The organism is Psychrobacter sp. CX14 (genome assembly GCF_057396205.2).
In genome coordinates, this window is record NZ_CM183187.1 from 68,340 (window position 1) to 90,778 (window position 22,439).

22 protein-coding genes are annotated in these 22,439 nt (G+C 43.3%); 12 read left to right on the forward strand and 10 right to left on the reverse strand.

All coding sequences use genetic code 11. The features are described 5' to 3' along the window. Positions 1-130: 130 nt before the first annotated feature. The 4 genes from AC2SLO_RS00290 (at position 131) to AC2SLO_RS00305 (ending at position 3,341) form a co-directional block, all read left to right on the forward strand. A complete protein-coding gene (locus AC2SLO_RS00290) occupies positions 131-490 on the forward strand; it encodes a SirB2 family protein (protein ID WP_486540191.1) in 360 nt (119 codons plus the stop codon). Between the two features lie 114 nt (positions 491-604). Then, positions 605-1,021, forward strand: coding sequence for a hypothetical protein (locus AC2SLO_RS00295; RefSeq protein ID WP_486540189.1), 417 nt, complete (start codon positions 605-607; stop codon positions 1,019-1,021). Between the two features lie 15 nt (positions 1,022-1,036). Next, on the forward strand, positions 1,037-2,380 hold the full coding sequence (gene fabF, locus AC2SLO_RS00300) for a beta-ketoacyl-ACP synthase II (RefSeq protein ID WP_486540187.1): 1,344 nt from the start codon (positions 1,037-1,039) through the stop codon (positions 2,378-2,380). A gap of 196 nt (positions 2,381-2,576) precedes the next feature. After that, positions 2,577-3,341, forward strand: a complete 765-nt coding sequence (locus AC2SLO_RS00305; protein WP_486540185.1) for a hypothetical protein — start codon at positions 2,577-2,579, stop codon at positions 3,339-3,341. A gap of 102 nt (positions 3,342-3,443) precedes the next feature. Here the strand turns inward: AC2SLO_RS00305 and uvrC are convergent, their stop codons facing one another. The 5 genes from uvrC to AC2SLO_RS00330 all read right to left on the reverse strand — a co-directional run bounded on the left by uvrC (position 3,444) and on the right by AC2SLO_RS00330 (position 9,666). Next, a complete protein-coding gene (gene uvrC, locus AC2SLO_RS00310) occupies positions 3,444-5,288 on the reverse strand; it encodes an excinuclease ABC subunit UvrC (protein WP_486540183.1) in 1,845 nt (614 codons plus the stop codon). A gap of 295 nt (positions 5,289-5,583) precedes the next feature. Next, on the reverse strand, positions 5,584-5,787 hold the full coding sequence (locus AC2SLO_RS00315) for a hypothetical protein (protein WP_486540181.1): 204 nt from the start codon (positions 5,785-5,787) through the stop codon (positions 5,584-5,586). A 175-nt stretch (positions 5,788-5,962) separates the two neighbouring features. Then, complete coding sequence (gene glyS, locus AC2SLO_RS00320; protein ID WP_486540179.1) at positions 5,963-8,083, reverse strand: glycine--tRNA ligase subunit beta; 2,121 nt, start codon at positions 8,081-8,083, stop codon at positions 5,963-5,965. Positions 8,084-8,159: 76 nt separating this feature from the next. Further along, on the reverse strand, positions 8,160-9,143 hold the full coding sequence (gene glyQ / locus AC2SLO_RS00325; protein WP_486540177.1) for a glycine--tRNA ligase subunit alpha: 984 nt from the start codon (positions 9,141-9,143) through the stop codon (positions 8,160-8,162). Positions 9,144-9,453: 310 nt separating this feature from the next. Then, positions 9,454-9,666 carry a PspC domain-containing protein gene (locus AC2SLO_RS00330; RefSeq protein ID WP_486540175.1) on the reverse strand — a complete coding sequence of 71 codons (213 nt, stop codon included), beginning with the start codon at positions 9,664-9,666 and terminating at the stop codon, positions 9,454-9,456. 468 nt (positions 9,667-10,134) lie between these two features. On the opposite strand from AC2SLO_RS00330, the gene nadR reads away from it, so the two are divergent. Beyond that, positions 10,135-11,175, forward strand: a complete 1,041-nt coding sequence (gene nadR / locus AC2SLO_RS00335; RefSeq protein WP_486540173.1) for a multifunctional transcriptional regulator/nicotinamide-nucleotide adenylyltransferase/ribosylnicotinamide kinase NadR — start codon at positions 10,135-10,137, stop codon at positions 11,173-11,175. A gap of 80 nt (positions 11,176-11,255) precedes the next feature. Beyond that, complete coding sequence (pnuC, locus tag AC2SLO_RS00340) at positions 11,256-12,002, forward strand: nicotinamide riboside transporter PnuC (protein WP_486540171.1); 747 nt, start codon at positions 11,256-11,258, stop codon at positions 12,000-12,002. 101 nt (positions 12,003-12,103) lie between these two features. Here the strand turns inward: pnuC and htpX are convergent, their stop codons facing one another. Continuing rightward, a complete protein-coding gene (htpX, locus tag AC2SLO_RS00345; protein ID WP_486540169.1) occupies positions 12,104-13,006 on the reverse strand; it encodes a protease HtpX in 903 nt (300 codons plus the stop codon). A 342-nt stretch (positions 13,007-13,348) separates the two neighbouring features. Here htpX and AC2SLO_RS00350 point away from each other — a divergent pair, with 342 nt between their 5' ends. From AC2SLO_RS00350 to AC2SLO_RS00360, 3 genes are all read left to right on the forward strand, one after another. Continuing rightward, the gene (locus tag AC2SLO_RS00350; protein ID WP_486540167.1) at positions 13,349-13,798 is read left to right on the forward strand and encodes an Mpo1 family 2-hydroxy fatty acid dioxygenase; all 450 of its coding nucleotides are present in this window, start codon (positions 13,349-13,351) and stop codon (positions 13,796-13,798) included. A 249-nt stretch (positions 13,799-14,047) separates the two neighbouring features. After that, positions 14,048-14,632, forward strand: a complete 585-nt coding sequence (locus AC2SLO_RS00355; protein WP_486540165.1) for a YceI family protein — start codon at positions 14,048-14,050, stop codon at positions 14,630-14,632. A gap of 393 nt (positions 14,633-15,025) precedes the next feature. Beyond that, positions 15,026-16,261: a low temperature requirement protein A gene (locus tag AC2SLO_RS00360; RefSeq protein ID WP_486540163.1), complete on the forward strand. Its 1,236-nt coding sequence runs from the start codon at positions 15,026-15,028 to the stop codon at positions 16,259-16,261. A gap of 29 nt (positions 16,262-16,290) precedes the next feature. Here the strand turns inward: AC2SLO_RS00360 and AC2SLO_RS00365 are convergent, their stop codons facing one another. The 4 genes from AC2SLO_RS00365 to tyrS all read right to left on the reverse strand — a co-directional run bounded on the left by AC2SLO_RS00365 (position 16,291) and on the right by tyrS (position 19,274). Next, on the reverse strand, positions 16,291-16,539 hold the full coding sequence (locus AC2SLO_RS00365) for a DUF1653 domain-containing protein (protein ID WP_486540161.1): 249 nt from the start codon (positions 16,537-16,539) through the stop codon (positions 16,291-16,293). Then, the gene (locus tag AC2SLO_RS00370; RefSeq protein ID WP_486540159.1) at positions 16,526-17,110 is read right to left on the reverse strand and encodes a GNAT family N-acetyltransferase; all 585 of its coding nucleotides are present in this window, start codon (positions 17,108-17,110) and stop codon (positions 16,526-16,528) included. The genes AC2SLO_RS00365 and AC2SLO_RS00370 overlap by 14 nt, the downstream gene beginning before the upstream one ends. A 158-nt stretch (positions 17,111-17,268) precedes the next feature. Further along, the gene (locus AC2SLO_RS00375) at positions 17,269-17,946 is read right to left on the reverse strand and encodes a hypothetical protein (protein ID WP_486540157.1); all 678 of its coding nucleotides are present in this window, start codon (positions 17,944-17,946) and stop codon (positions 17,269-17,271) included. Positions 17,947-18,029: 83 nt separating this feature from the next. Next, a complete protein-coding gene (gene tyrS / locus AC2SLO_RS00380) occupies positions 18,030-19,274 on the reverse strand; it encodes a tyrosine--tRNA ligase (protein ID WP_486540155.1) in 1,245 nt (414 codons plus the stop codon). Between the two features lie 448 nt (positions 19,275-19,722). On the opposite strand from tyrS, the gene AC2SLO_RS00385 reads away from it, so the two are divergent. The 3 genes from AC2SLO_RS00385 to pxpB all read left to right on the forward strand — a co-directional run bounded on the left by AC2SLO_RS00385 (position 19,723) and on the right by pxpB (position 22,417). Then, positions 19,723-20,232, forward strand: a complete 510-nt coding sequence (locus tag AC2SLO_RS00385; protein WP_486540153.1) for an acetyl-CoA carboxylase biotin carboxyl carrier protein — start codon at positions 19,723-19,725, stop codon at positions 20,230-20,232. Positions 20,233-20,336: 104 nt separating this feature from the next. After that, positions 20,337-21,683, forward strand: coding sequence for an acetyl-CoA carboxylase biotin carboxylase subunit (accC, locus tag AC2SLO_RS00390; protein WP_486540151.1), 1,347 nt, complete (start codon positions 20,337-20,339; stop codon positions 21,681-21,683). Between the two features lie 11 nt (positions 21,684-21,694). Further along, positions 21,695-22,417 carry a 5-oxoprolinase subunit PxpB gene (gene pxpB, locus AC2SLO_RS00395; RefSeq protein ID WP_486540149.1) on the forward strand — a complete coding sequence of 241 codons (723 nt, stop codon included), beginning with the start codon at positions 21,695-21,697 and terminating at the stop codon, positions 22,415-22,417. Positions 22,418-22,439 lie beyond the last annotated feature (22 nt).

Below are 22,439 nucleotides of genomic sequence, written 5' to 3' on the forward strand. Positions count from 1 at the left end.
TGCACAACTTCTTTAAAATGACAATCAAACCGACACTTATTTGTATAAGCTTGTACAAAATAAGACCTATTTATATTCAGTTAACATTAAGTTGGCATGAGCAATTTGTCTGCCACGACTTGAGGATACTATGAAACATCTACACATGCTTATGGCAGCTCTGACGATTATTTTATTTTTGTGGCAGAGTTATTTAGTATTGACCAAAAGCGAACGCTTGGACAAAAGAGGTAAAATTGCGACGCATGTGGTTTATGCCCTGCTTATTATTTCAGGGGTTGTATCGCTGATGCCACTCCTGTCTCTTAATGTGCCGCTGCAATGGGTTGCCGCCAAATTTATATTACTCATTGCGGCAATAAGTGCTAGTATTAAAGCATTCCGAGCCACTGCAACACCGTCTCAAAGTAAAGCCGGCATTTTTATTGCGCTGCTTGCTTATATCGGTATTGTCACCCTTGCCGTGATTAAGCCTGGTAACTTTATTTAGAGATTAACGAGGACATTAACATCAGTGCCTCTCTTAAATAGCTTTTATCAGTAATTCGTATTAACCGTTTGTACTAGTCACTCGTTTTCGCTCATGACAAAATTGGATTTATTTATGACACATATTTTATCAAAAGCTCTATCAAGCACAGGATTGCTGATGACCGGCTGCCTAATGATGGTGGGCTGCGCCAGTACGGGAAACGTCTCACCACAGTATATTCCGCCAAGCACTTATCAGTCTTATGACTGCAACAACTTGAGCCAAGAGTACAATCGCATTAACACCTATATTAATAACCAAAAAAATACCTATTCAGGTATCACAACCACTGGTGTGGGTGTTGGCGTCTCTGCTGGTCGCTGGGGTATTTCACCAAATATCAACTTCGGTCTAGGTAAAAGCAGCAATGCCAAAGCCAACGAAGCTAAATTATCTCGACTCTATGGCGAGCGTGATGCCGTGGTTCAGTCTGCCCGCATGAAAAACTGTGGTTTTGCAGCCAACCTAAAAGTCTACGGCGAACAGTAATAAGGCAACCAAATCATGAGCCAGCTTTCAGCAAACACTGCCACAAATAATACCGCTTCTAACAAACCGCCGCATTATCAGCGTAATGACCATCAACGTGTGGTGATTACGGGTATGGGTGCCATCACCCCGCTTGGGCTAGATGTCTCAACGACATGGCAACGTCTATTAAATGGTGAGAGTGGTATTAAGTCTATTAGTCATTTTGACGCCTCAAGTTACCGCTCACAGTTTGCCGGTACCATTGATAATTTTGATGCCAGTTTGTATATGGCGGCAAAAGAAGCGCGCCGTTATGACAGCTTTGTTCATTATGGCGTGGCTGCTGCAAGTATGGCTCTAAAGCAGGCTGGCTTTATCTCTGAGGTCAGTGCCGATCCTACACCAGTACAAAATGTTAACCCCAATCGCTTTGGCGCCATTATTGGCTCGGGTATTGGCGGTCTACAAACCATTGAAGACAATCGAAATGCATTAACCGAAAAGGGCGTGCGCCGTGTTTCTCCCTTTACCTTACCCGGTGCGATTATCAATATGGCTGCGGGTATGGTGGCGATTAAGCATGGATTACGTGGTCCTAATCTGGCGACGGCAACAGCTTGTACATCGTCTGCCCATGCTATAGGTCTAGCCGCACGTTTGATTGCTTATGGCGACTGTGATGTGATGCTTGCCGGCGGTAGCGAGAAAGGCTCAAGCGAGCTTGGTATGGCAGGATTTGCAGCAATGGGCGCACTATCTACTCGAAATGATGACCCTACTCGAGCCAGTCGCCCGTTTGATAAAGACCGCGACGGATTTGTGCTCGGCGATGGCTCGGGTGTATTAGTGCTTGAAAGCTTGGCGCATGCTAAAGCACGTGGCGCGACTATCTTGGCTGAGCTTGCGGGCTTCGGTATGAGTGATGATGCGCATCATATCACTGCGCCACCAACCGATGGCGATGGCGCAGCACGTGCCATGACAGCGGCATTAAAAGATGCCGGAATTGATGCGTGTGAGGTTGGTTATATCAACGCCCATGGCACCAGTACCCCTGCCGGTGATGTTGCTGAATCACAAGCGATTGAAGGCGTGTTTGAGCAATGTAAAGACAGCATTCTGGTCAGCTCTACTAAGTCTATGACTGGACATTTATTAGGCGCTGCCGGTGCTATTGAGGCAATCTTTAGTATCTTAGCACTGCAAGACCAAGTAGTACCGCCCACGATAAATTTAGATAAGGTGGATGAAGACTGCCATTTAGATTATGTGGCCAATGCTGCACGCTCGGTATCGGATTTAAAATACACCATGTCCAATAGTTTTGGCTTTGGTGGTACCAATGGTGCATTGGTCTTTGGCCGTTGGTCTGAGTAGGCTGCTGTTCTGTCCTAAGCCTAATTAGAGATATTTGGTTTTTAATATTGGGCAGTTATCATAACTTGATCATTATTAGCCTAGCCTATTTATAAATGGGTTGGGCCAGGATGCAGTTAATTACTGCTGTACTAATAAGTAATAGTTAGCCTCCTACCTTTATAGCGCATACATACAATCACGGAGACAGTTCTATATGACACAAGTCGCGTTCTCACACCAATTCTCTCATCGCTGGGCCAACGCGCCGCTACAAGTAAAAGGGGCTTTGATTCAAGAGCTTGATGACATTGTACAGCTGCTTGATGATAAAACAGACCTAGAAAAGTTTGAGTTCTCTATTCCTGATTTGCATGTGTATATTGATGGTATTTATGCCGAAATTACCGCCGAACAGGAAGCCACTAGACAAGAAGAGCGCCGCCTAGAAGCTGAACGTCTGGCTGCAGAGCGAGAAGCGATACAATCAGCAGAGGCTGAGGAGGCGATGCAACATCAGGCCGAAACGCAAACAATCTCTGAGAAAGAGGATACCAACGCTGATTCAGTTGAACCGGTACAAGCTGAGCCTTCAGATGACGTGATTGAAGACAGTGTTGAGGATGATAGTAAAGAAAGTATGGATACAGCAGAAGATGCTTCGATAGATGCTGTAGCTCACAACACTACTGACCATACAGCTAAGACAGATAGTACGGTTGATTTAGAAGACTCAGTAGAGTCAGAATCTGAGTCGAACTCACAGACAGATTCCCCTGTAGAATTAACACCCTCTATATCGAATCAACCAGAATCGTTTCAATTCAAAAACATTCAAGGTCCATTAGATGAGGATTTTGTTAAAGAGTTAGAGTCACATATTGAGGACTATCTTAGTGAACAGTTAGCCAATATGTCAGAGGATTTAAAAGCTTGGGTGCGTGATCAAGTGCAAGCGCATTTAAACAATAAGCAGTCTTAAGCTTCAAGTTTATGGTTAAGACATGAACAAAAAAGGTCGGATAGATTTCTATCCGACCTTTTTTAGGACGAGACATCGATTACTTATCAAGCACAGCCATCACTATTCATGCAGTACTTTATAGATGGTATTGGCCATTACTTTACCAATACCATTGACGCCCTCAAGCTCTTGCTGTGATGCACCCAATAGCTGCTGCAACCCCCCAAAGTGATTGAGTAAATCACGGCGACGCTTCTCGCCCAGTCCCGGAATCGCTTCTAAGACCGAAGAGGAACGACGCTTATCACGCTTTTTACGGTGTGCAGTAATGGCGAAACGGTGCGCCTCGTCACGAATATTCATAATCAAGTGCAGCGCTTTAGAATCCATCGGTAAGTCTAGTGGCTCGTGGTCAAGGAAATGCAACACCTCTAGTCCTGCTTTACGCCCCTCACCTTTGGCCACCCCAATAAGCAGCGTCTCGTTTAAGATACCCAGCTCAGTCAACACCTCTATTGCCATATTTAGCTGACCTTTACCGCCATCCACAATGAGGATATCTGGTAGAGGATGCTTTTTATAACGTCGCGTTAGTGCCTGCGCCATCGCTGCATAATCATCGCCATCTTTTACGCCGTGAATCGCATATTGACGATAATCACGTTTGCGAGCACCGCCTTGGTCAAACACCACGCAGCTGGCAATCGTCGCCTCGCCCATAGTATGCGAAATATCAAAACACTCGATACGATCAATATTGGCGGTGGTAACCGGTTCTAACGTCTCTTTGAGCGCATTAAATCGGGAATGTAACTCGAGATAATCACCAAGCTTAGTTTTCAGTGCATTATTGGCATTAAGCTTGGCCAAATCGAGCCATTCTGCACGGTGTTCACGTACGTTGGTCTTAATGACAGTTTTAGTTTCAAAATGAGTGCTCAGTGCCTCTTGTAGGGCTGCTTGGTCAGGCAACTCATGGCTAATAATAATCTCACCGGGCAAATCATCGGTCACTTGGAAATAAAACGAGGTGATAAACGCCGATAGATTGTCATTGAGTGGTGCGGTGCTGTCGACATCTGGGAAGTAGTTTTTACCACCCAACACACGCCCGCCACGCACGGTCAATACGTTGACACAGGTCATGCCGGCCTGACTGGCAATCGAGATGACATCAGCCTCACCTTGCACAGTATAGACTGCTTGGCGAGACTGAACCTCACGCAGCATGGATAACTGATCACGATAAAAGGCAGCTTTTTCAAAGTTTAAATCCTCTGCTGCTCCTTCCATCTTAGTAATCAAGGCATCATGAATCTCTCCTGAATCACCCTTTAGAAAGCGGATGGTATTTTGCACATCGGTCGCATAATCCTCTGGTGATACCAGTCCAACACAGGGCGCACGGCAGCGCTTAATCTGATATTCAAGGCACGGCCGTTTACGCTGACGAAAAAAGGTATTGGTACATTGGCGCATTTGAAACATCTTTTGCATCAACACCAAAGTCTCTTTTGCCGCATGAGCAGAAGGGAAAGGTCCAAAAAACTTACCCTTTTGATGTTTGCCTTTACCGCGTCCATACGCGAGTCTTGGATACGGCTGATCGGCTGAGATAAACACATACAAATACGATTTATCGTCACGCAGCAGCACATTATAAGGCGGACGATACTCCTTAATGAGGTTCTGCTCAAGTAGCAATGCCTCAGTTTCACTGCGCGTAATAATGGTTTCGATATTATGGATACGCGAGACTAATGCCCGAGTTTTGGGATGATCGATGGTTTTAGCAAAGTAGCTAGTCACCCGATTTTTTAGGGATTTGGCTTTACCCACATATAGGATATCGCCGTTTTTACCCAGCATTTTATACACGCCAGGCAAATTAGGCATGCGCTTGATTAAATGCTTCAGGCGGGCTTGTTTATCATCAACATTCGGTGATGTAGACTCTTTAACCATGGGTTACCCATTTAAAATAATAGTAAATATAAAAGCTTATATAGTCGAAGCCAGCTAAAAAAGGTACAAGGCAACCGAGTGCAAGTACTACTGTAGTAGGCTGAGCGAGGTTAACACCGTAACTCTTTAGTCTGGCTATGACTATAATAGCCTTAATGGGGCGAAACATGCCTTATTGCAAGCAGCAAAAAGCCCACGCACTGGCGCAGGCTTTTTAGAATAAGAGTAAGACGGCTGACTGTCCAATTAGACAAGCTATAGCGATTAAGCTAGGCCAGTAGCTAAAGATTGAGCTTTAGCCCCTCATAATTGTCGTAACGCTTATGGAGCCAATCGGACTCTCTAATTGCTGCAACACTTCAGTTTTTGGTAATGCTAACTGAAGTGAAACAGTACTCGCTGTGGCTCCCCTATTCTTTAAGTTAAAGAACAGCAACACCCCACCCACAATAGCAGCGATGCCTAAAATAATCAGCGCCCAACCCAGTTTTCTTCGCATACTCTATCCTGCTGTTATTAAACGATGTGTTATCAACACCTGCTCACTATTTAAAGACTGTCGCAGATAATTTGTCTAGTGAATCCCAAAAACTGGTCTAGTAAATTCCTAAAACTGGTCTAGTAAATTCCTAAAACTGGTCTAGTAAATTCTTAAAAACTGGTCTCGTGAATTCCTAAATCTGTAATTCACCCACATCGGCAACGGTCAAGAACAATTCACGCACTTGCTTAAGCAGGGTCAAACGATTGGCTTTAAGCGCTTCATCGTCACTGTTCACCATTACATTATCGAAGAAACCCGTTAGCGGCGCTTCTAATGTGGCCAATGACTGTAGGATTTGCGTATAATTCGCTTCGGCTTGCAAAGGCGTTACTTCGGTCTTGGCCTTACTGAATGCTTGATATAAGGTCTTTTCAGCCTCTTCGGTTAGCAGTGATTCATTAACTGTATCGCTGACTTCGCCTTCAGACTTGGCTAGGATGTTGGCCACACGCTTGTTGATTTCAGCCAGTGTCGCTGCTTGTGGTAAGCTGCGGAACTCATTAACGGCACGGATGCGCTGATCAAAATCAAGCGGCATATGCGGGTTAATTGCCGCTACTGCTTGGATAGTATCAACGCTTACGCCCTGCTCTGTATACATTGCACGGTAACGCGAGTTAATAAAGTCGACCACTTGCGTTAAGGTCTCGCCCGCTTTTGGCAATTTGCCTTGGTAATTTAAGATGGCTTGTTCAACGAGACGAACCAAATTAATAGGCAACTGCTTCTCAATTAAAATACGCAGCACACCAATGGCTGAGCGACGTAAGCTAAACGGATCTTTTGAACCGGTAGGCGCTTGGTCAATACCAAAGATGCCCACTAGCGTGTCTAAACGATCTGCCAATGCTAAGCAAATACCAACCGCTGTTTGTGGTAATTTATCACCACTAAACTTCGGTAAATACTGCTCTTCAATAGCGGCAGCAATCGCTTCAGGCTCACCATTGAGACGTGCATAGTATGTACCGGCAATACCTTGCAGTTCTGGGAACTCACCAACCAAGGTACTGGTCAAATCTGCTTTCGATAGCATTGCCGCACGCGTGGTTTGCTCGACATCGATGTCTGAGTAGCCTTCAATATTTTGCTCTTTAATCGTTGCTGCAATAAAGGCTGCCAATTTAGCGATACGCTCAGACTTCTCCCAAATGGTGCCTAATTTGTCTTGGAAAACACGATTTTTTAAGCTCTCTGCCATTTCAATAAGTGGCTGCTTTTGATCTTGCAAGAAGAAAAACTCGGCATCTGCCAAACGCGGACGTACTACTTTTTCATTACCACTAATCACTTGGCTTGGGTCTTTCGATTCAATATTACTAATAAAGATAAAATACGGTCTTAACTTACCCTCACTGTCCGTCAGACAAAAATACTTTTGATCCGCTTGCATAGTGCTAATAAGCGCCTCTTGCGGCACTTGTAAAAAGCGCTCTTCAAAGCTGGCACGTAGCGCAACAGGCAAGTCGACTAATGCCGTCACTTCATCGAGCAACTCTTGCGGGACAATAGCCGTGGAATCGACTTCATCCGCTAGGGTTTGTACTTGATCTACGATTAGCTGCTGACGACGATCAAAATCTGCGATGACTTTTACTTTCTCAAGCACACGCTCATACTCTTTGGCATGGGGAATGAGTGCATTGCCAGCATGAAATCTATGACCTAAGGTTATATTACCGGTCTCAATGCCTTTATTCGTCTTCACACCGGTTGTTAGCCCTTGAATCGTTGCTGGGATAACCTTGTCATCCTTCATAAAGACCAACCATTTGACAGGGCGCACAAACTCTTCACGACTGGCACCCGAGCGCATACGCTTAGCAATTGGCAGGTTATCTAATGCCGTTTGGAAAATGGCAGGTAACAGCTCAGTTGTTGCTTGACCTTGAATCTTTAATTCATAGCCAATGTAATCGCCTTTGTCCGTTTTGATAGTCGTCAATTCACTGACATCAATACCTAAGCCTTTAGCAAAGCCTTCGGCCGCACGTGTTGGATTACCATCGGCATCGTAAGCCGCTTTTACCGCTGGGCCGCGCTTTTGTTCGGTACGGTCTGGCTGCTTATCGCTGATACCTTCGATTTGAATTGCTAGGCGACGCGGTGCCGCAAACGCTTTTAGACTGTCATAGCTGATATCGGCTTCTTTTAGCTGGCTTTCAACACTGGCCTGCAGTGAATCACGTAGTGGCTTTAAGCTCTTTGGTGGTAGCTCTTCACTACCTAATTCAAATAAAATTGTACTCATGAGGGTCTCTGCTTATTTAAGAGGGGTCTGTTTTTAATCGCAGCTGCTCTTAATGCAAGACGCTGCGACATCGACGTTATTTATTCTTGTTTTTGTCTTTTTTCTTGCCTTTGCTGTCATCGGTATCGGCATCATCTTTATCTTGTGGCAGATACTTCTTCAATGCCACCTCACGGTGCTCCTCAGCAGCAAGTGGGAAGCCAAGTTTCGCACGTGCCTGTACGTAACCTTGGGCAACTTTACGAGCTAATGTACGCACTCTTAAGATAAAGCGCTGACGTTCAGTCACCGAAATCGCACCGCGCGCATCTAATAAGTTAAAGGTATGCGACGCTTTTAGCACCATCTCATAGGCAGGTAGTGGTAAGCCGGCTTCAACCAATTTATCTGCCTGCTGCTCGTAAAAATCAAACAGCTCAAACATCTTAGGCACATCAGCGTGCTCAAAGTTATAGGTCGACTGCTCCACTTCATTTTGATGGAACACATCGCCGTAAGTGACTTTACCAAATTGACCATCTGTCCATACTAGATCATAAACGCTGTCTACGCCTTGGATATACATCGCCAAACGCTCAAGACCATAGGTGATTTCACCGGTCACTGGAAAACACTCTAGACCACCTACCTGCTGGAAGTAGGTAAACTGAGTCACCTCCATACCATTTAACCAAACCTCCCAGCCCAGACCCCAAGCGCCTAGTGTTGGCGACTCCCAGTTGTCTTCAACAAAGCGTACATCGTGGATCAAGGTATCGATACCAATCGCCTCTAGAGAACCCAAATACAGCTCTTGGATATTTGGCGGATTTGGCTTCATCACAACTTGGAATTGATAATAATGCTGCAAACGGTTTGGGTTATCACCATAACGGCCATCGGTTGGACGGCGTGATGGCTGCACGTAAGCGGCATTCCAAATCTCAGGCCCTAATGAGCGCAAGAAAGTCGCTGTGTGAAAGGTACCTGCCCCTACCTCCATATCGTAAGGCTGTAATACTACACACCCTTTTTCTGCCCAATAGGTTTGCAAAGTTAAAATGAGTTCTTGAAAAGTCATAATGTCGCCATGTATTGGTTAATTGTTTGGTTAGGACGGCAACCGCTTAGAATAGGCGTTTATTGTCCGTTTTTTGAGGTGATAAATTTTATACCCTCACCTTACTAAAAAATCGTTATTTTATCTATATTGAGAGCCGATTTGGGACAAATTTAGACAAAAAAATACCTAGATGGTTATCCATCTAGGCAGGAGGAAAGCGATATAGGTCTGTCATTATTGTTATCTGCTACTTTTGCATAATGACCATCAGATTATAATCAGTCAGCCTTTTGATTTTTCAAATATACTGTTATTTACGCAAATGCAGTTATCTGTACGATTCTGCGGTCGCATTTGGCATAATTAACCAAAGAATTAGATAAATTAGAATGCCGGGCACGGCCGCACTGGCTGAAGAAATCACCACAAACAAGATACGGGTCAAATTAGGGGACCAACCAAAATATTCGGCAACGCCGCCCATTACACCAGCAATCATTCGATGATTACGTGAACGATGTAATTTACTCAGTCTTTCCATAATAGTGGTTCTCCCTTGCAAAAAATGAGGGTCAAGACATGATACTCAAATACGCTTTAAATCAAACAACATTTGAGGCTATCATGGCCGATAAGCCCAATTATCGAGTATGTATGAAGGATGGGTTAAGTGTTATTATTCATAAAATGCTGAATTTATTAAATAATAAGTACTATGTAAGAGCTATAAAGCATCTAACCACTCAATACCTTAACGGCCTATCTATTAATAGTTATTATATCGATTATTTTTAAAAATGCTGTTTGCACTTTACAAGGACTTTGTAACATTGTAACGGTCAAGTCTTACTTAATATTAGCCAGTCTCGATGTTTTTTACACAATATAACTTTTTGTTTTATATAGGCTTATTGCCGCTTATCTAACTATAACGCATATAGGGCCTGTACGACTATATAAGGCTTTGCTAGCGTAACTATTTTTCGAGTATTAACAAGTGAGGTTGTCGATGCAAAAATCAGGATTAATGATTGGTCATTTTGAGCCGTTACATCTGGGCCATATTCGCAGTATCTTGCAGGCATCAGGTATGGTTGAGGTATTACATATTGTCATTACCCGTCACCCGAACCCTAATCCCGCTTTCCCAGTTACTCTGCAAGATAAAGCACGCTGGTTACAAATGGCGTGTAGCGATTTGCCCTTTATTAAAATCCATATTCTAGATGACTTCTCGTTTCCGGTGCATGACAATATTGAAGACATTACTATCAATATTGATGCGTATAACGCCAAAATTGACTATATCAAAGATAAATTCCAGATTGATGAAGATAATGTGTTGCTGGTCACCGAAGGTCATCCGTTGTCAAAAGAGGCAGTGACCTCGACGCTAAATACTAAGGTCGTTACTACACCGCTGCATCCTGAATTTGACAGTGTTGCCATTCATTATAGCCCTATCGCTAATTGGGATATTATTCATCCTGAAGCGCGCGGTGACTATACGCGTACGGTTGCCATCGTTGGTGGTGAGAGCTCTGGTAAAACAACGTTGGTTCACAAAATTGCCAACTATTATGGAGCTGATATTGCTTTGGAGATGGGACGATTATATGTAGGCAGTGATTTGGGCGGCACAGAAGAAGGTCTGCAATATAGTGATTATGCGCCCATTGCTTTAGACCATGCCCATGCAGTACGCGAAGCTGTTTATCAAGCCAAATCTCCAGTAACGATTATAGATACTGACTTTGTCACCACTCAAGCGTTTTGTGAAGAATATGAAGGTCGAACCCATCCGTTTGTGACTGCTTGTATCGATGAATTTCGCTTTGATCATACCTTATTTTTGAAAAATAACACGCCGTGGGTAGATGACGGTATGCGCTCCTTAGGCACAGACAATGCCCGCGACCGTTTTGAGGCCCGACTAACGGATATTTTTAATCGTCATAATATCAAAACATACCCTATTACTAGCCCAGATTACTTCGAACGTTATCAAGATGCGATTGCTTATATTGATAGACACATCTTTAATCAATAAAATAGTCTCCTTTTAGAAAGCGCGACCTGTATTTAATTCACTTAATCTAACAGATTCAATCAAACTCCTTAAGGACACACATGAGAATCAAGTTACTAGATAATATTACCGGCAAATGGGCAAAGCAGTGGTTTGTCATTTGGTTTGTATTCGGCGTTACAGCACTGGGCACAGGATTTTGGAAAACCACCGATCACTTACCGCTAGATTGGTTTTACTTATGTGTGTCCTTGGTTGGCCTAGTATGTGTGGTTTCTCTCTCTTTCCGAAAAGCCATTATGGGCAATGGACTGGGTATGGTTGCTACCGCTGGCGAAAGTGTGGTTCAAGCCACATCCGGTGCAGTCGGCCTAATGATGGCACCGATGTTCAACTTTTTCACCCATGCTTATGGTCTGTTTTATTGGTCAAAGAACACCGATACTGAAGGCAACATGGTGCCCAAGTCTGCTACCAAAGCAGTGTGGATTATCACTTTTATCTTTATTGCCATCGGCCTGATGCTATTTCCTACGGTTAATAATATCTTAGCGGCGCAAGGCTACACGACGTTATTTGATGAGGATAATCGTAAATTGTTTGGTGTGATTAACTTCTATTGGTTAAACGTTTTTGCGTTTGTGCTGGGTATTACCGCACAGGTCACCATGATTTTGCGTTATTCATTTAACTGGTGGATTTGGATTTTAAGCAACTTTGTGTGGCTAACCATTAACCTAATGACTGGCAACTATATCTTTGCGATTCAGACCATGGTTTACCAAATCAATGCTTGTATCGGCTTGTATGAATGGCACCGTCATGAACGCGATACCATAGTCAATTAAGTGTATGCTTAGACAATAAACACAGACTTAGATAAGAAAATACCGCGATAGCTGCTATCGCGGTATTTTCTTATTAAGCTTAAGTCTCGAACTTAAAAAACCTAGGATTGCAACTTTTTCAACGCTTCAATACGGTCATCCAAAGTAGGGTGTGAGCGAAAGACGTTTGCAATACTAAACCCTTCTGGCTTACCCGTTGAAATCGCAAAGGCTTGCATATTCTCTGGCATCTGATCCGGACGAGCTTCTGCAGGACGTAGCGCATTTAAGGCTCCAATCATCTTATTACGGCCAGCTAACTTAGCACCCATCGCATCGGCACGGAATTCACGCTGACGTGAGAACCACATCACAATCGCTGACGCCAAGAAGCCAAGCAAGATATCCATCACAATACTGGTCACAAAATAACCGATACCCGGACCATCCTCATTTTTGAACACCACACGGTCCACAAAGCTACCAATTAAACGCGCGAAGAACATCACAAAGGCGTTAACCACCCCTTGAATCAGCGCCAATGTCACCATATCGCCGTTAGCAACGTGACCGATTTCATGTGCCAGTACCGCTTCGACTTCATCCGGCGTCATAGTATGTAATAAGCCTGAAGACACCGCAACCAAGGCTTTGTTTTTGTTCCAACCAGTGGCGAACGCATTTGGCTGTGCGTTATCGAAAATACCCACTTCTGGCATATCAATATTGACCGCTTTAGCCTGCTTGGCAACGGTATCCACTAACCACTGCTCAGTGCGGTTGCTTGGCTGCTCAATGACCACAGTGCCGGTTGAACGTTTTGCCATCCATTTAGATAAAAACAGAGAAATAATAGAGCCGACCATGCCATAAACGGCACACATAACGGCAAGACTTGCCATGTTTATCCCGCCTGCGCCATGCACAGAACCGAGTCCAAACACACGAGATAAAATCCCAAATACGATACCAAACACAACCAGTACTGCTAAGTTGGTCAATAAAAACAGGCCAATACGCATCATAGGTTAAACTTCCTTTTCAAATACTTAGGTGGCACACCGCTATTATCAATCAATAGTAGCAAAAACCACACACGTGGCAGACTAAGATGGGGACATTATGCCAAATTATCAATATGAATCGCCAACTATCGCTACCTCTTAGAGAGCCAGATGGTTTCTCCGGCTATGCGGTAAGTCAGTAACATCACAAACTGTGCTACAGTCCTCATATTTACAACCCTCCTTTATACTGCAATAATAGGCGCTATCAATTGTATTAATCAAACCTGTAATGGTCATTGTCATCATGAATAATGACCGTTATATTAAACAAGTTCATTCATTACTAATAAGGATATTGGAATGTCATCTTCTAAACGCTCTTCAAAACGTACGCTCGATCAATGGCTTGCAGAATATGCAGTTAGCCATCAAAACCCGATTAACAAAAAAATACACTGGCTATGTGTGCCAACTATTTTTGTCAGTATCTTAGGCATGGGTATGTCTGTGGCGGCTTGGTTCACCATCGTTTTAGCCATGTTGGTTGCCGTATTTTATCTACGTCTATCTACCCCATTATTTATCTCAATGGGTATTTTTATGCTGATTAGCATGGCTGCTATTAGTGTGTTACCACTTGGCTTTAAAGCGTGGGCAGCGGTATTCGTGGTGGCGTGGATTGGTCAGTTCGTCGGTCATAAGCTAGAAGGTAAAAAACCCTCTTTCCTTGAAGATTTGCAGTTCTTACTTATTGGTCCAGCTTGGGTTGCCAATACGCTTATGGGTCGCAAAATTAAGCCGAGTCATTAATTAGCACTACTCTCAACGGCTTTTTATAACCAAATTATAACCAAACTTTCTGGTTTTACGGGTTTATGTTACCCAAAATTGCTTAAATCTTTGTTAAACTAGTTGTCGCTATATATAAGTAGCGCTTATAGGTGGCTATTGCCGATTAATTAATATGCAATAACCCGTGCGCATTATATGTGATTATTTTTTTATCATTTGATGTCTTTCAAACTTGACCATTTAAGGTCAGTAATAGGAGAACCGACTGTGAATCTATTTAAGAAAACCCTGACTATTGCTACATTAGCTGCTCTAGGTACGTTAAGTGTTTCTGCCAACGCAGCCACTTACGAGATTGATCCGCATCATGCTAATGCCCGCTTTTTTGTGAATCACTTTGGTACCTCTACTAACGCTGGTGGCTTCTACGGCTTATCAGGTATCGTTGAATATGACCCTGCAGCCCAAAAAGGTTTCGTTGGCGTAACAATTCCTATTAGTAGCTTAGAGACAGGTATCAAACCTTTTAATAAGCATCTCAAATCTGCTGACTTCTTTAACGTTGAGAAGTATCCAACCGCTTATTTTAAATCGACAGATTGGCAATTTGACGGTAATAAAGTAACAGCAGTTAAAGGTGAGTTGACGCTACTTGATCAAACCCATCCTGTTACCTTAAAAGCTACAAGTTTCAACTGTTATGATAGCCCATTATTAAAAACCCAAGTATGTGGTGGCGATTTTGAAACCACGATTGACAGAACTCAGTGGGGCATCAACACTTACACTGACGGCGGCATGATGAAAGACGTTAAGCTGAAAATCCAAATCGAAGCAGGTCTAAAAAAATAAGACCCGCTTAGAGACGGATACAATAAGCCGGTCTCAATCTGCCATTTATATGACAAATGAGACAGCTTATAAAAAAAAGCGCTACTAAATTTAGTGGCGCTTTTTTAGTACGCTTTTGAGTAACAATGGATTTTAACCTCAAGTATGTCCTAGCCTGATTATACTCAGCCTGTTACTTAATGTCTTGGCTATAACGTCGTCAGCAAATGATTTAAAATGGTTAGCCAACCAATCGCCCATTTATTCTAAAAGCCCAATATAGTCCGAGAGGTCTGAAATGGTTATAAGATAAGCGAGCGCAAGTACTATAAGTGTAGCCTAGCGAGGTTAACACCGTAACCGTTTAGTAGTTCGCTGACTATAGCAATCATCATCACTGGAGTTTGCCTATCAATGTCACTACTTCACATCCCGCCCATTCGTGAAAGAGACACCTCAGAGCCTAATCGTGTGTCAACCACACTCGAGCTGCTGTTTGACTTGGTTTATGTAATTGCGGTATCGGCAGCTGCTGGTGGCTTCTATGAGCGATTAAGAGAGCTTGATCTCTCAGGCTTTCTCACCTTTACTGTGGCATTTTTTATCTTATGGAATGCATGGACCAGTTTTACATGGTTTGCCTCAGGATATGATCCAGATGATGTTCCGTATCGTATTTCGGTGATGATGCAGATGTTTGGCTCGCTACTCATTGCGGCCAATATCAATCAATTCTTTGATCAAGGCTTGATGTGGATTGGGGTGACCGGCTATGCCATTATGCGCCTAGCGGCTTGTACTCAGTGGTGGCGGGTATATCGTGATATTCCGGAACATAGACAGGTGGCACTGCGTAGTATTTTGGGCTTATTTACCTTGCAAAGCATGTGGGTTATTTGGCTATTTTTACCCCAGTATTTGCAAACACCGTCGCTGTTTCTGTTTATATTTTTAGAGCTGTTCATGCCTATATGGGCACGCTCAGAGAAGTTTAATAACTGGCATCCCGGCCATATCGCTGAACGCTATGGATTATTAACCATTATCGTATTGGGTGAAGGGGTGGTCGGTATCAGCGGTATCATCCACTCCTACGTGGTGGACTCTGCTCATAATGCTGCTTCAATTATTATCTCAGCATCAGGATTGGTCGCCTTATTATTCTCGATGTGGTGGTTATACTTTAGTATCCCATTCGCCCATATGCTAAGCGCACATCGCCACCGCCGCGACTTACTTGTTTTTGGTTATGGACACTTCTTTATATTTATCTCTATCGCAGGGCTCAGTAGTGCACTTAAGCTGGTGATGGATACCCATGCCACGCTAAGCAATAATGCAGTGGCCACCACTACCCCAGTCACCGAAACTTATGTCATGGCCACTATTTTGCCGCAGTTGGCTGTGTTTTTGCTAACGCTGACTTTACTGCGCAAATTTATGTGCAAACACTCGACATTTAACCTGCGCACTTTCTCGCTAGCACTGACCCTTATCGTCATCAGCTATTTGGCCGTGACCTTAAACCTGCCCATCAACTATGGTATTTGGCTCAGTATCTTAGCACCCGTCGTGATGATTCTTCTATTCAATAGAGATAACAATCAGTGGTATGAGGATCATCCTAATTTTGAACAACCTAATGATTAGATTGACGAATAAGCGCTCATTAAAACAGCCTAGTCAGCCAAAGCTTTAATGAGCTCAAAGCGTGGCATCTGTTTGCCATCACGCTCGATAGTCTCGGTGAACATCTCAAGCGGGCGTACCCATACGCCGTACTCACCATAGAGACAGCGGTAGACCACAAGCGCCTCTTCGGTTTCAGAATGATGCGCGGTATGCAGCACCTGATATAAGTTACCTTTGTAATGTCGGTAAATACCTTGGACAACATGTTGCGCAGTGTCTGTTTTATATTTGGTCATAACGTTTCAGCTTATTTTCTAGTTTCGATTTCGCTTGTGGCCACTCATTAATCGTCATGCTATAAACCACAGAGTCCGTAATAGTGCCATCTTGACGCATGCGATCACCACGAATCACGCCGTCTTGTTTAGCGCCTAATCTCTCTATCGCTCGTTGTGATTGAGTATTTATGATATCTGTACGCCAGCCTACCGTCAGATATTCTAGCGTCTCAAAAGCATGTGTCATTAGCATCAGCTTACATGAGGTATTAATATGACTGCGCCAATACGATTTAGCATACCATGTGTATCCAATCTCTAACCGTTTCACCATTGGCATAATATTATAAAAGCTGGTCGAGCCAATCGCTTTACCTGTGGTCTCATCGATAACGGCAAACGCAACCCTATCTTCCATATTATGAGCTTTATTAATATAGTCAGATATGGTTTCTGGACTTGGTACAGAGGTATACACCGTTTCCCAAAGCTTTCCATCTTGGCAGGCTTTGGCTAAGTCAGTTGCATGACTTTGAGTGAGTGGTTCAAGGGTTATGCCATTGTAAGATAGTGTTGTCGGCTTTAGCATGGTGGTTCCTAATCGAAAACGATATAAGCTTTTAGTTTTAATATAACCGCTGTAAATCCTATTTACTAGAACTTATTATCAGCCTATTATTCCGAATCAGCCAGATAAAATAAAGTCTTAAAATTGTGTCTTAGATAATGTCATCAAAATTTCAAGCATCAATCTTCAACAATCGCTTTTTTCATTTGCTTTTGAGACGCAGGTTCTACTTCAAGAAAACTTGCTGGAAACTCAACGTTACCATTTCGCTCCATGTCTTGCCTCTGAAATAAAGCCAAGTCTTCTTTCATATTTGGCGTGTAATTCGAAGCGATAAAACCAATATTAGCTAAACTCAATTTGTATTTTAGACTGTTACTTACTGGAAAATAATACTCACCCTTTTTCTCTAACTTTTTGAGGTGGAACTGTTCTTCGGTAATCTTCTTGCAAGTATAGGTATTAATCACATAATTCATAAGCTCATGGTTATTAACATCTCTAAAGTGATAAATATATTGGTAACCTGCTAAGGTTGATGCATCAGCACACATTAAATTAGCTGATTGCACCTTTAAAGCATTAAGTGCAACCAGCGTCTCTGTCTTATTAAAGGGCTCTGTATCGTATTTATAAAAGTAACTGACAGTCAGGTCATCTTGATCAATACCATCCCATACCGTCCCGTTAATCCTGATAGGCAGTTGTTGTCGACTCTCTTTTACGATATTTTTGACGTCTTTTCTTACTTTGAGAGCAGAGTCCCCCTCTTCACAACTTTCAATTTCGGTCACTATAAAGTAGATAGACAAAATAAACGTGACTACTCTCATTAATATGTCTAACTGCTTTTTCATTGTTGCCTCAAATGACTCATACAAAAAAGGGTTGATCCTTCATTATGAAAGATCAACCCTATGATAGACTAAAATCTAAACTTTTAAACCACCGTCACTTTCGCAAACGCTTTTTTGCCTGCTTGGATAACCACTGTCTGACCTGATGTTAAGCTAAAGCCTGCGTTCACTTCTTCACCGTCCACTTTGACCGTGTTGCGTTTTAGCATATCTTTGGCAGCAGCGTTGTTTTTGGCTAGGTCCGCTTGGTTTAAGATTTGCGTAATGAATAAGGCATCTTGACCTTCTGGCAACTCAAGTGTCACCTCTGGTAAATCAACGGGAAGCTCGCCATCAGAAAGTACATTACCCGCTGATTTATGCGCATTGGCAGCCGCTTCTGCATCATGGAAGCGCTCGATCAGCTCTTCAGCCAAAATACGTTTAATCTCTTGCGGATTACGGCCATTTTCCATCTCTGCCATTAATGCATTCACTTCATCCATTGGCTTGAAGCTTAAAAATTCATAATAACGCTGGATGAGCGTATCTGGCATCGATAGGATTTTTTGATACATGGTGCCTGGCGCGTCATAGATTGCCACATAGTTGCCTAAAGATTTAGACATTTTATTAACACCGTCTAAACCTTCTAGGATAGGCACAGTGATACACACTTGCGACTCTTGACCATAACGACCCTGCAATGTACGGCCCATTAATAGGTTAAAGGTCTGATCCGTACCGCCCATTTCGACGTCGGCCTCTAGCGCAACAGAATCATAGCCTTGTACCAATGGATATAAGAATTCATGAATGGCGATTGGGGTTTGTGATTCATAGCGTTTAGCAAAGTCATCACGTTCAAGCATACGTGATACCGTCAACTGGCTCGCCAACTGAATCATATCGCCGGCGCTCATGTCGTTAAACCACTGTGAGTTAAACACCACTTTGGTTTTGTCTTTGTCCAAGATTTTAAATACTTGTTCAGCGTAGGTTTTGGCATTGGCCAATACCTGCTCGTCGGTTAGCGGCGGACGGGTGGCGTTTTTACCCGTTGGATCGCCAATTTTGGCGGTGTAATCACCAATCAAGAAATAAATCTCATGCCCTAAGTCTTGAAAGTGTTTTAGTTTATTAATCAGTACCGTGTGGCCTAAATGCAAATCTGGTGCAGTAGGATCAAAGCCGGCTTTGATTTTTAGCGGGCGGCCTAATTTCAACTTAGCAATTAAGTCTTCTTCAGAATAAATCTCATGAGTGCCACGTTTGATAATAGCAAGCTGCTCATCTATGCTTAGGTTGCTTAATTGACTGGATGATTGTTCTGCTGTCGCTTGACTCATAATTGCCTCAGTAGTTGTGTCATTTAATAATATAAATGTAATCGTGGCGCCTATCTTAGGACGTATTATTGTGAATCTCTAGATTTTAAATAAGAATACAACAAAAAGCTATGTTAGCCGCTATTTTGTTACCTATTTGCGCTAATGTCACCCCTTAAATAGATTTAATGGCCGTTACATAAAAACATCTGGTTTTTCAGATAACTCATAAAGATAGTTACAATCATCATAAGATGGCTTAATTTGCCTATGATATTTTGTGCACGATTTGTATATAACAATTAGTTTTTCACTTTTTTTACGTTATGATTATTTATCACGCCAGTGTCATGCGCCCAATCCACCGCACTGTGTCATTAAGGCAATCTGCATATAACAATAATAGCTGTCTTAATTATGGGTGATTAATCCCCTATCCCAATACTCTGAATATAAATAAGTGACTCTCATGAATATTAATTTTGATGATGTAGAAAAAATTATTGCTCTAGCCGAGCGCTCTGATATCGAATCGCTTGAAGTGGTTGATGGCCAGCAGCGTATTCATGTGGTGGTACACCAATCAGCCACGCCATCTACTTTAACTGATGCTAAAGCTATATCAGCAGCGTCTTCATCTAATAACGTTGCCACCAGTAGCGTTAACAATACTGCAGATGATAATACAAACCAAAACTCAGCTGTATCAGAACAACTAGCCAACAGCAACGCTGTTGAAAGTGATGCGATTGTGGCGCCAATGATGGGTACTTTTTACTTACGCTCTGAGCCAAGTGCGGATGTCTTCGTTAATGAGGGCGATAGTGTCAGCGCTGGCGATACGCTTTGTGTGATTGAAGCGATGAAAATCATGCATGAAGTTAAAGCAGAAGCCGACTGCGTGATTGACCGTATCTTGATTAGTGAAGGTGATGTGGTCGATTTTGGACAAAAATTATTCGAGACTCATACTGCTTAAATTAATAAAACCTATACATCATTCGTTTATTATCCGTTTATGATGCGTATATTTATCGGCGCTTGTCAATGACCGTCTGTTAATGATAATGCTAGGAAGCAACCATGTTTAAAAAGATTCTTATTGCCAACCGTGGCGAAATTGCCCTACGTATTGTGCGGGCCTGCAAAAAAATGGGCATTACCTCTGTTGTGGTCTACTCTGAAATGGACAAAGACTCTATGGCAGTTCGCCTTGCTGATGAAAGCGTGTGCATCGGTCCTACTCCTGCCAATAAAAGCTATTTAAATCAAGATGCTATTTTATCAGCGGCGCTCATGACGGGTAGCGAGGCCATTCATCCGGGTTATGGTTTTTTAGCTGAAAATGCAATATTTGCCGACAATGTGACGCAGGCAGGATTGGTCTTTATCGGACCCACTGCGCAAAATATTCGTCAGATGGGCGATAAAGTTGAGGCAAAAAAACAGATGCTAAAAGCAGGCGTGCCTTGTGTGCCCGGTTCTGAGGGCGCTTTACCTGATAACGATCAAGAAGTATTAGCTCTTGCTCAAGAGGTTGGTTATCCAGTGATTATTAAAGCAGCCAGTGGCGGCGGTGGTCGAGGTATGCGCGTCGTCGAAAAAGAGAGCAACCTGCTAAAATCCATTTCAATGACCAAAAGCGAGGCTGAGGCTAACTTTGGTGATTCGGTGGTTTATATGGAGCGTTACTTACAAAAGCCGCGTCATATAGAGATACAAGTGCTCGCCGATACGCAAGGTCACGCCATTCACTTAGGAGAGCGTGATTGCTCTATGCAGCGTCGTCATCAAAAGGTGATTGAAGAAGCGCCTGCACCAGGTATTACTGAGGAGCAGCGTCAACAAATTGGCGCCGCCTGTGTCAAAGCCTGCCAGACTATGAATTATGTGGGTGCGGGTACGTTTGAGTTCTTATTTGAAAATGGCGAGTTCTTCTTTATTGAGATGAACACCCGCATTCAGGTAGAGCACACAATTACCGAGCTTGTGACCGGTATTGATATTATCCAAGCGCAAATTTTGGTCTCAGCTGGTCAGCCACTGCCTTATAAACAAGAAGACATTACCCTATCAGGGCATGCATTTGAATGTCGTATTAATGCCGAAAACCCTTATACCTTCTTGCCAACACCGGGTCGTATCAGCTACTGCCACCTGCCTGCTGGATTTGGGGTGCGTGTCGACAGTCACATTGAGACTGGCTATACCGTACCGCCATCGTATGATAGCTTGGTCGCCAAAATCTGTGTGCACGGGCTGACTCGTAAAGATGCCATCAAAAGAATGCAGGCTGCCTTGAGTGAAACTCAAATCGAAGGCATTGATACCAATATCGCCTTGCATCAGCGTCTATTTAGAGATGACGGCTTTAATGATGGTCAGGTAAGTATTCACTATTTAGAACAATGGATTGAGAAGAATATTTAAGGATGCCAAGCATGCAAACGTCACAGACTCAGCCCGATACCAAATCGGATGTTCAGACCACAGCCGATAGCAATAGCGCAGGCACGCAGTGGCAATGGTGTAGTGAAACCTGCCTTGCACTATATATGCAGCCACCGATTACGCTAGAGAAGCAGCAAACTTGCTGGGCATTGGCCGAGCGTATCGAACAACTTGACACAGTGGTTGAGGTCATTATTGGCATGAATACGCTCAGCGTGTTTACTAAGCCGCTTAGCTTTAATGAGCTAAACGCATTGCAAAAACAGTTGGCCGACATTAGTCAGCATACCGAAGCCAAAAGTATTCAAGGCAAACATATCGAAATACCCGTGCATTACGGCGGTAAATATGGCCCTGATCTAAAGTCAATGGCACAGTCGCTTGGTTTATCCGTTGAAGACGTGGTGCGTTTGCATACCGAAGCCACCTATACCGTTTATTTTATTGGTTTTCAGCCAGGCTTCCCATATCTGGGCGGATTATCAGAAAAGCTGTACTTCCCAAGACGTGAGACGCCGCGCACTAAAGTTCCAGCAGGTTCAGTCGGTATCGGCGGTGAGCAAACCGGTGTGTATCCGTTCTCATCCCCTGGAGGCTGGCAACTACTCGGACAGACCGAGATGCCTTTGTTTGATTTAAACCAAACGCCACCAACCGCTTTGAGCGCTGGCGATACGCTTCAGTTTAAAGCCATCGATATTCATGATGCATAAGCTCATAACTAATAAGTACTAT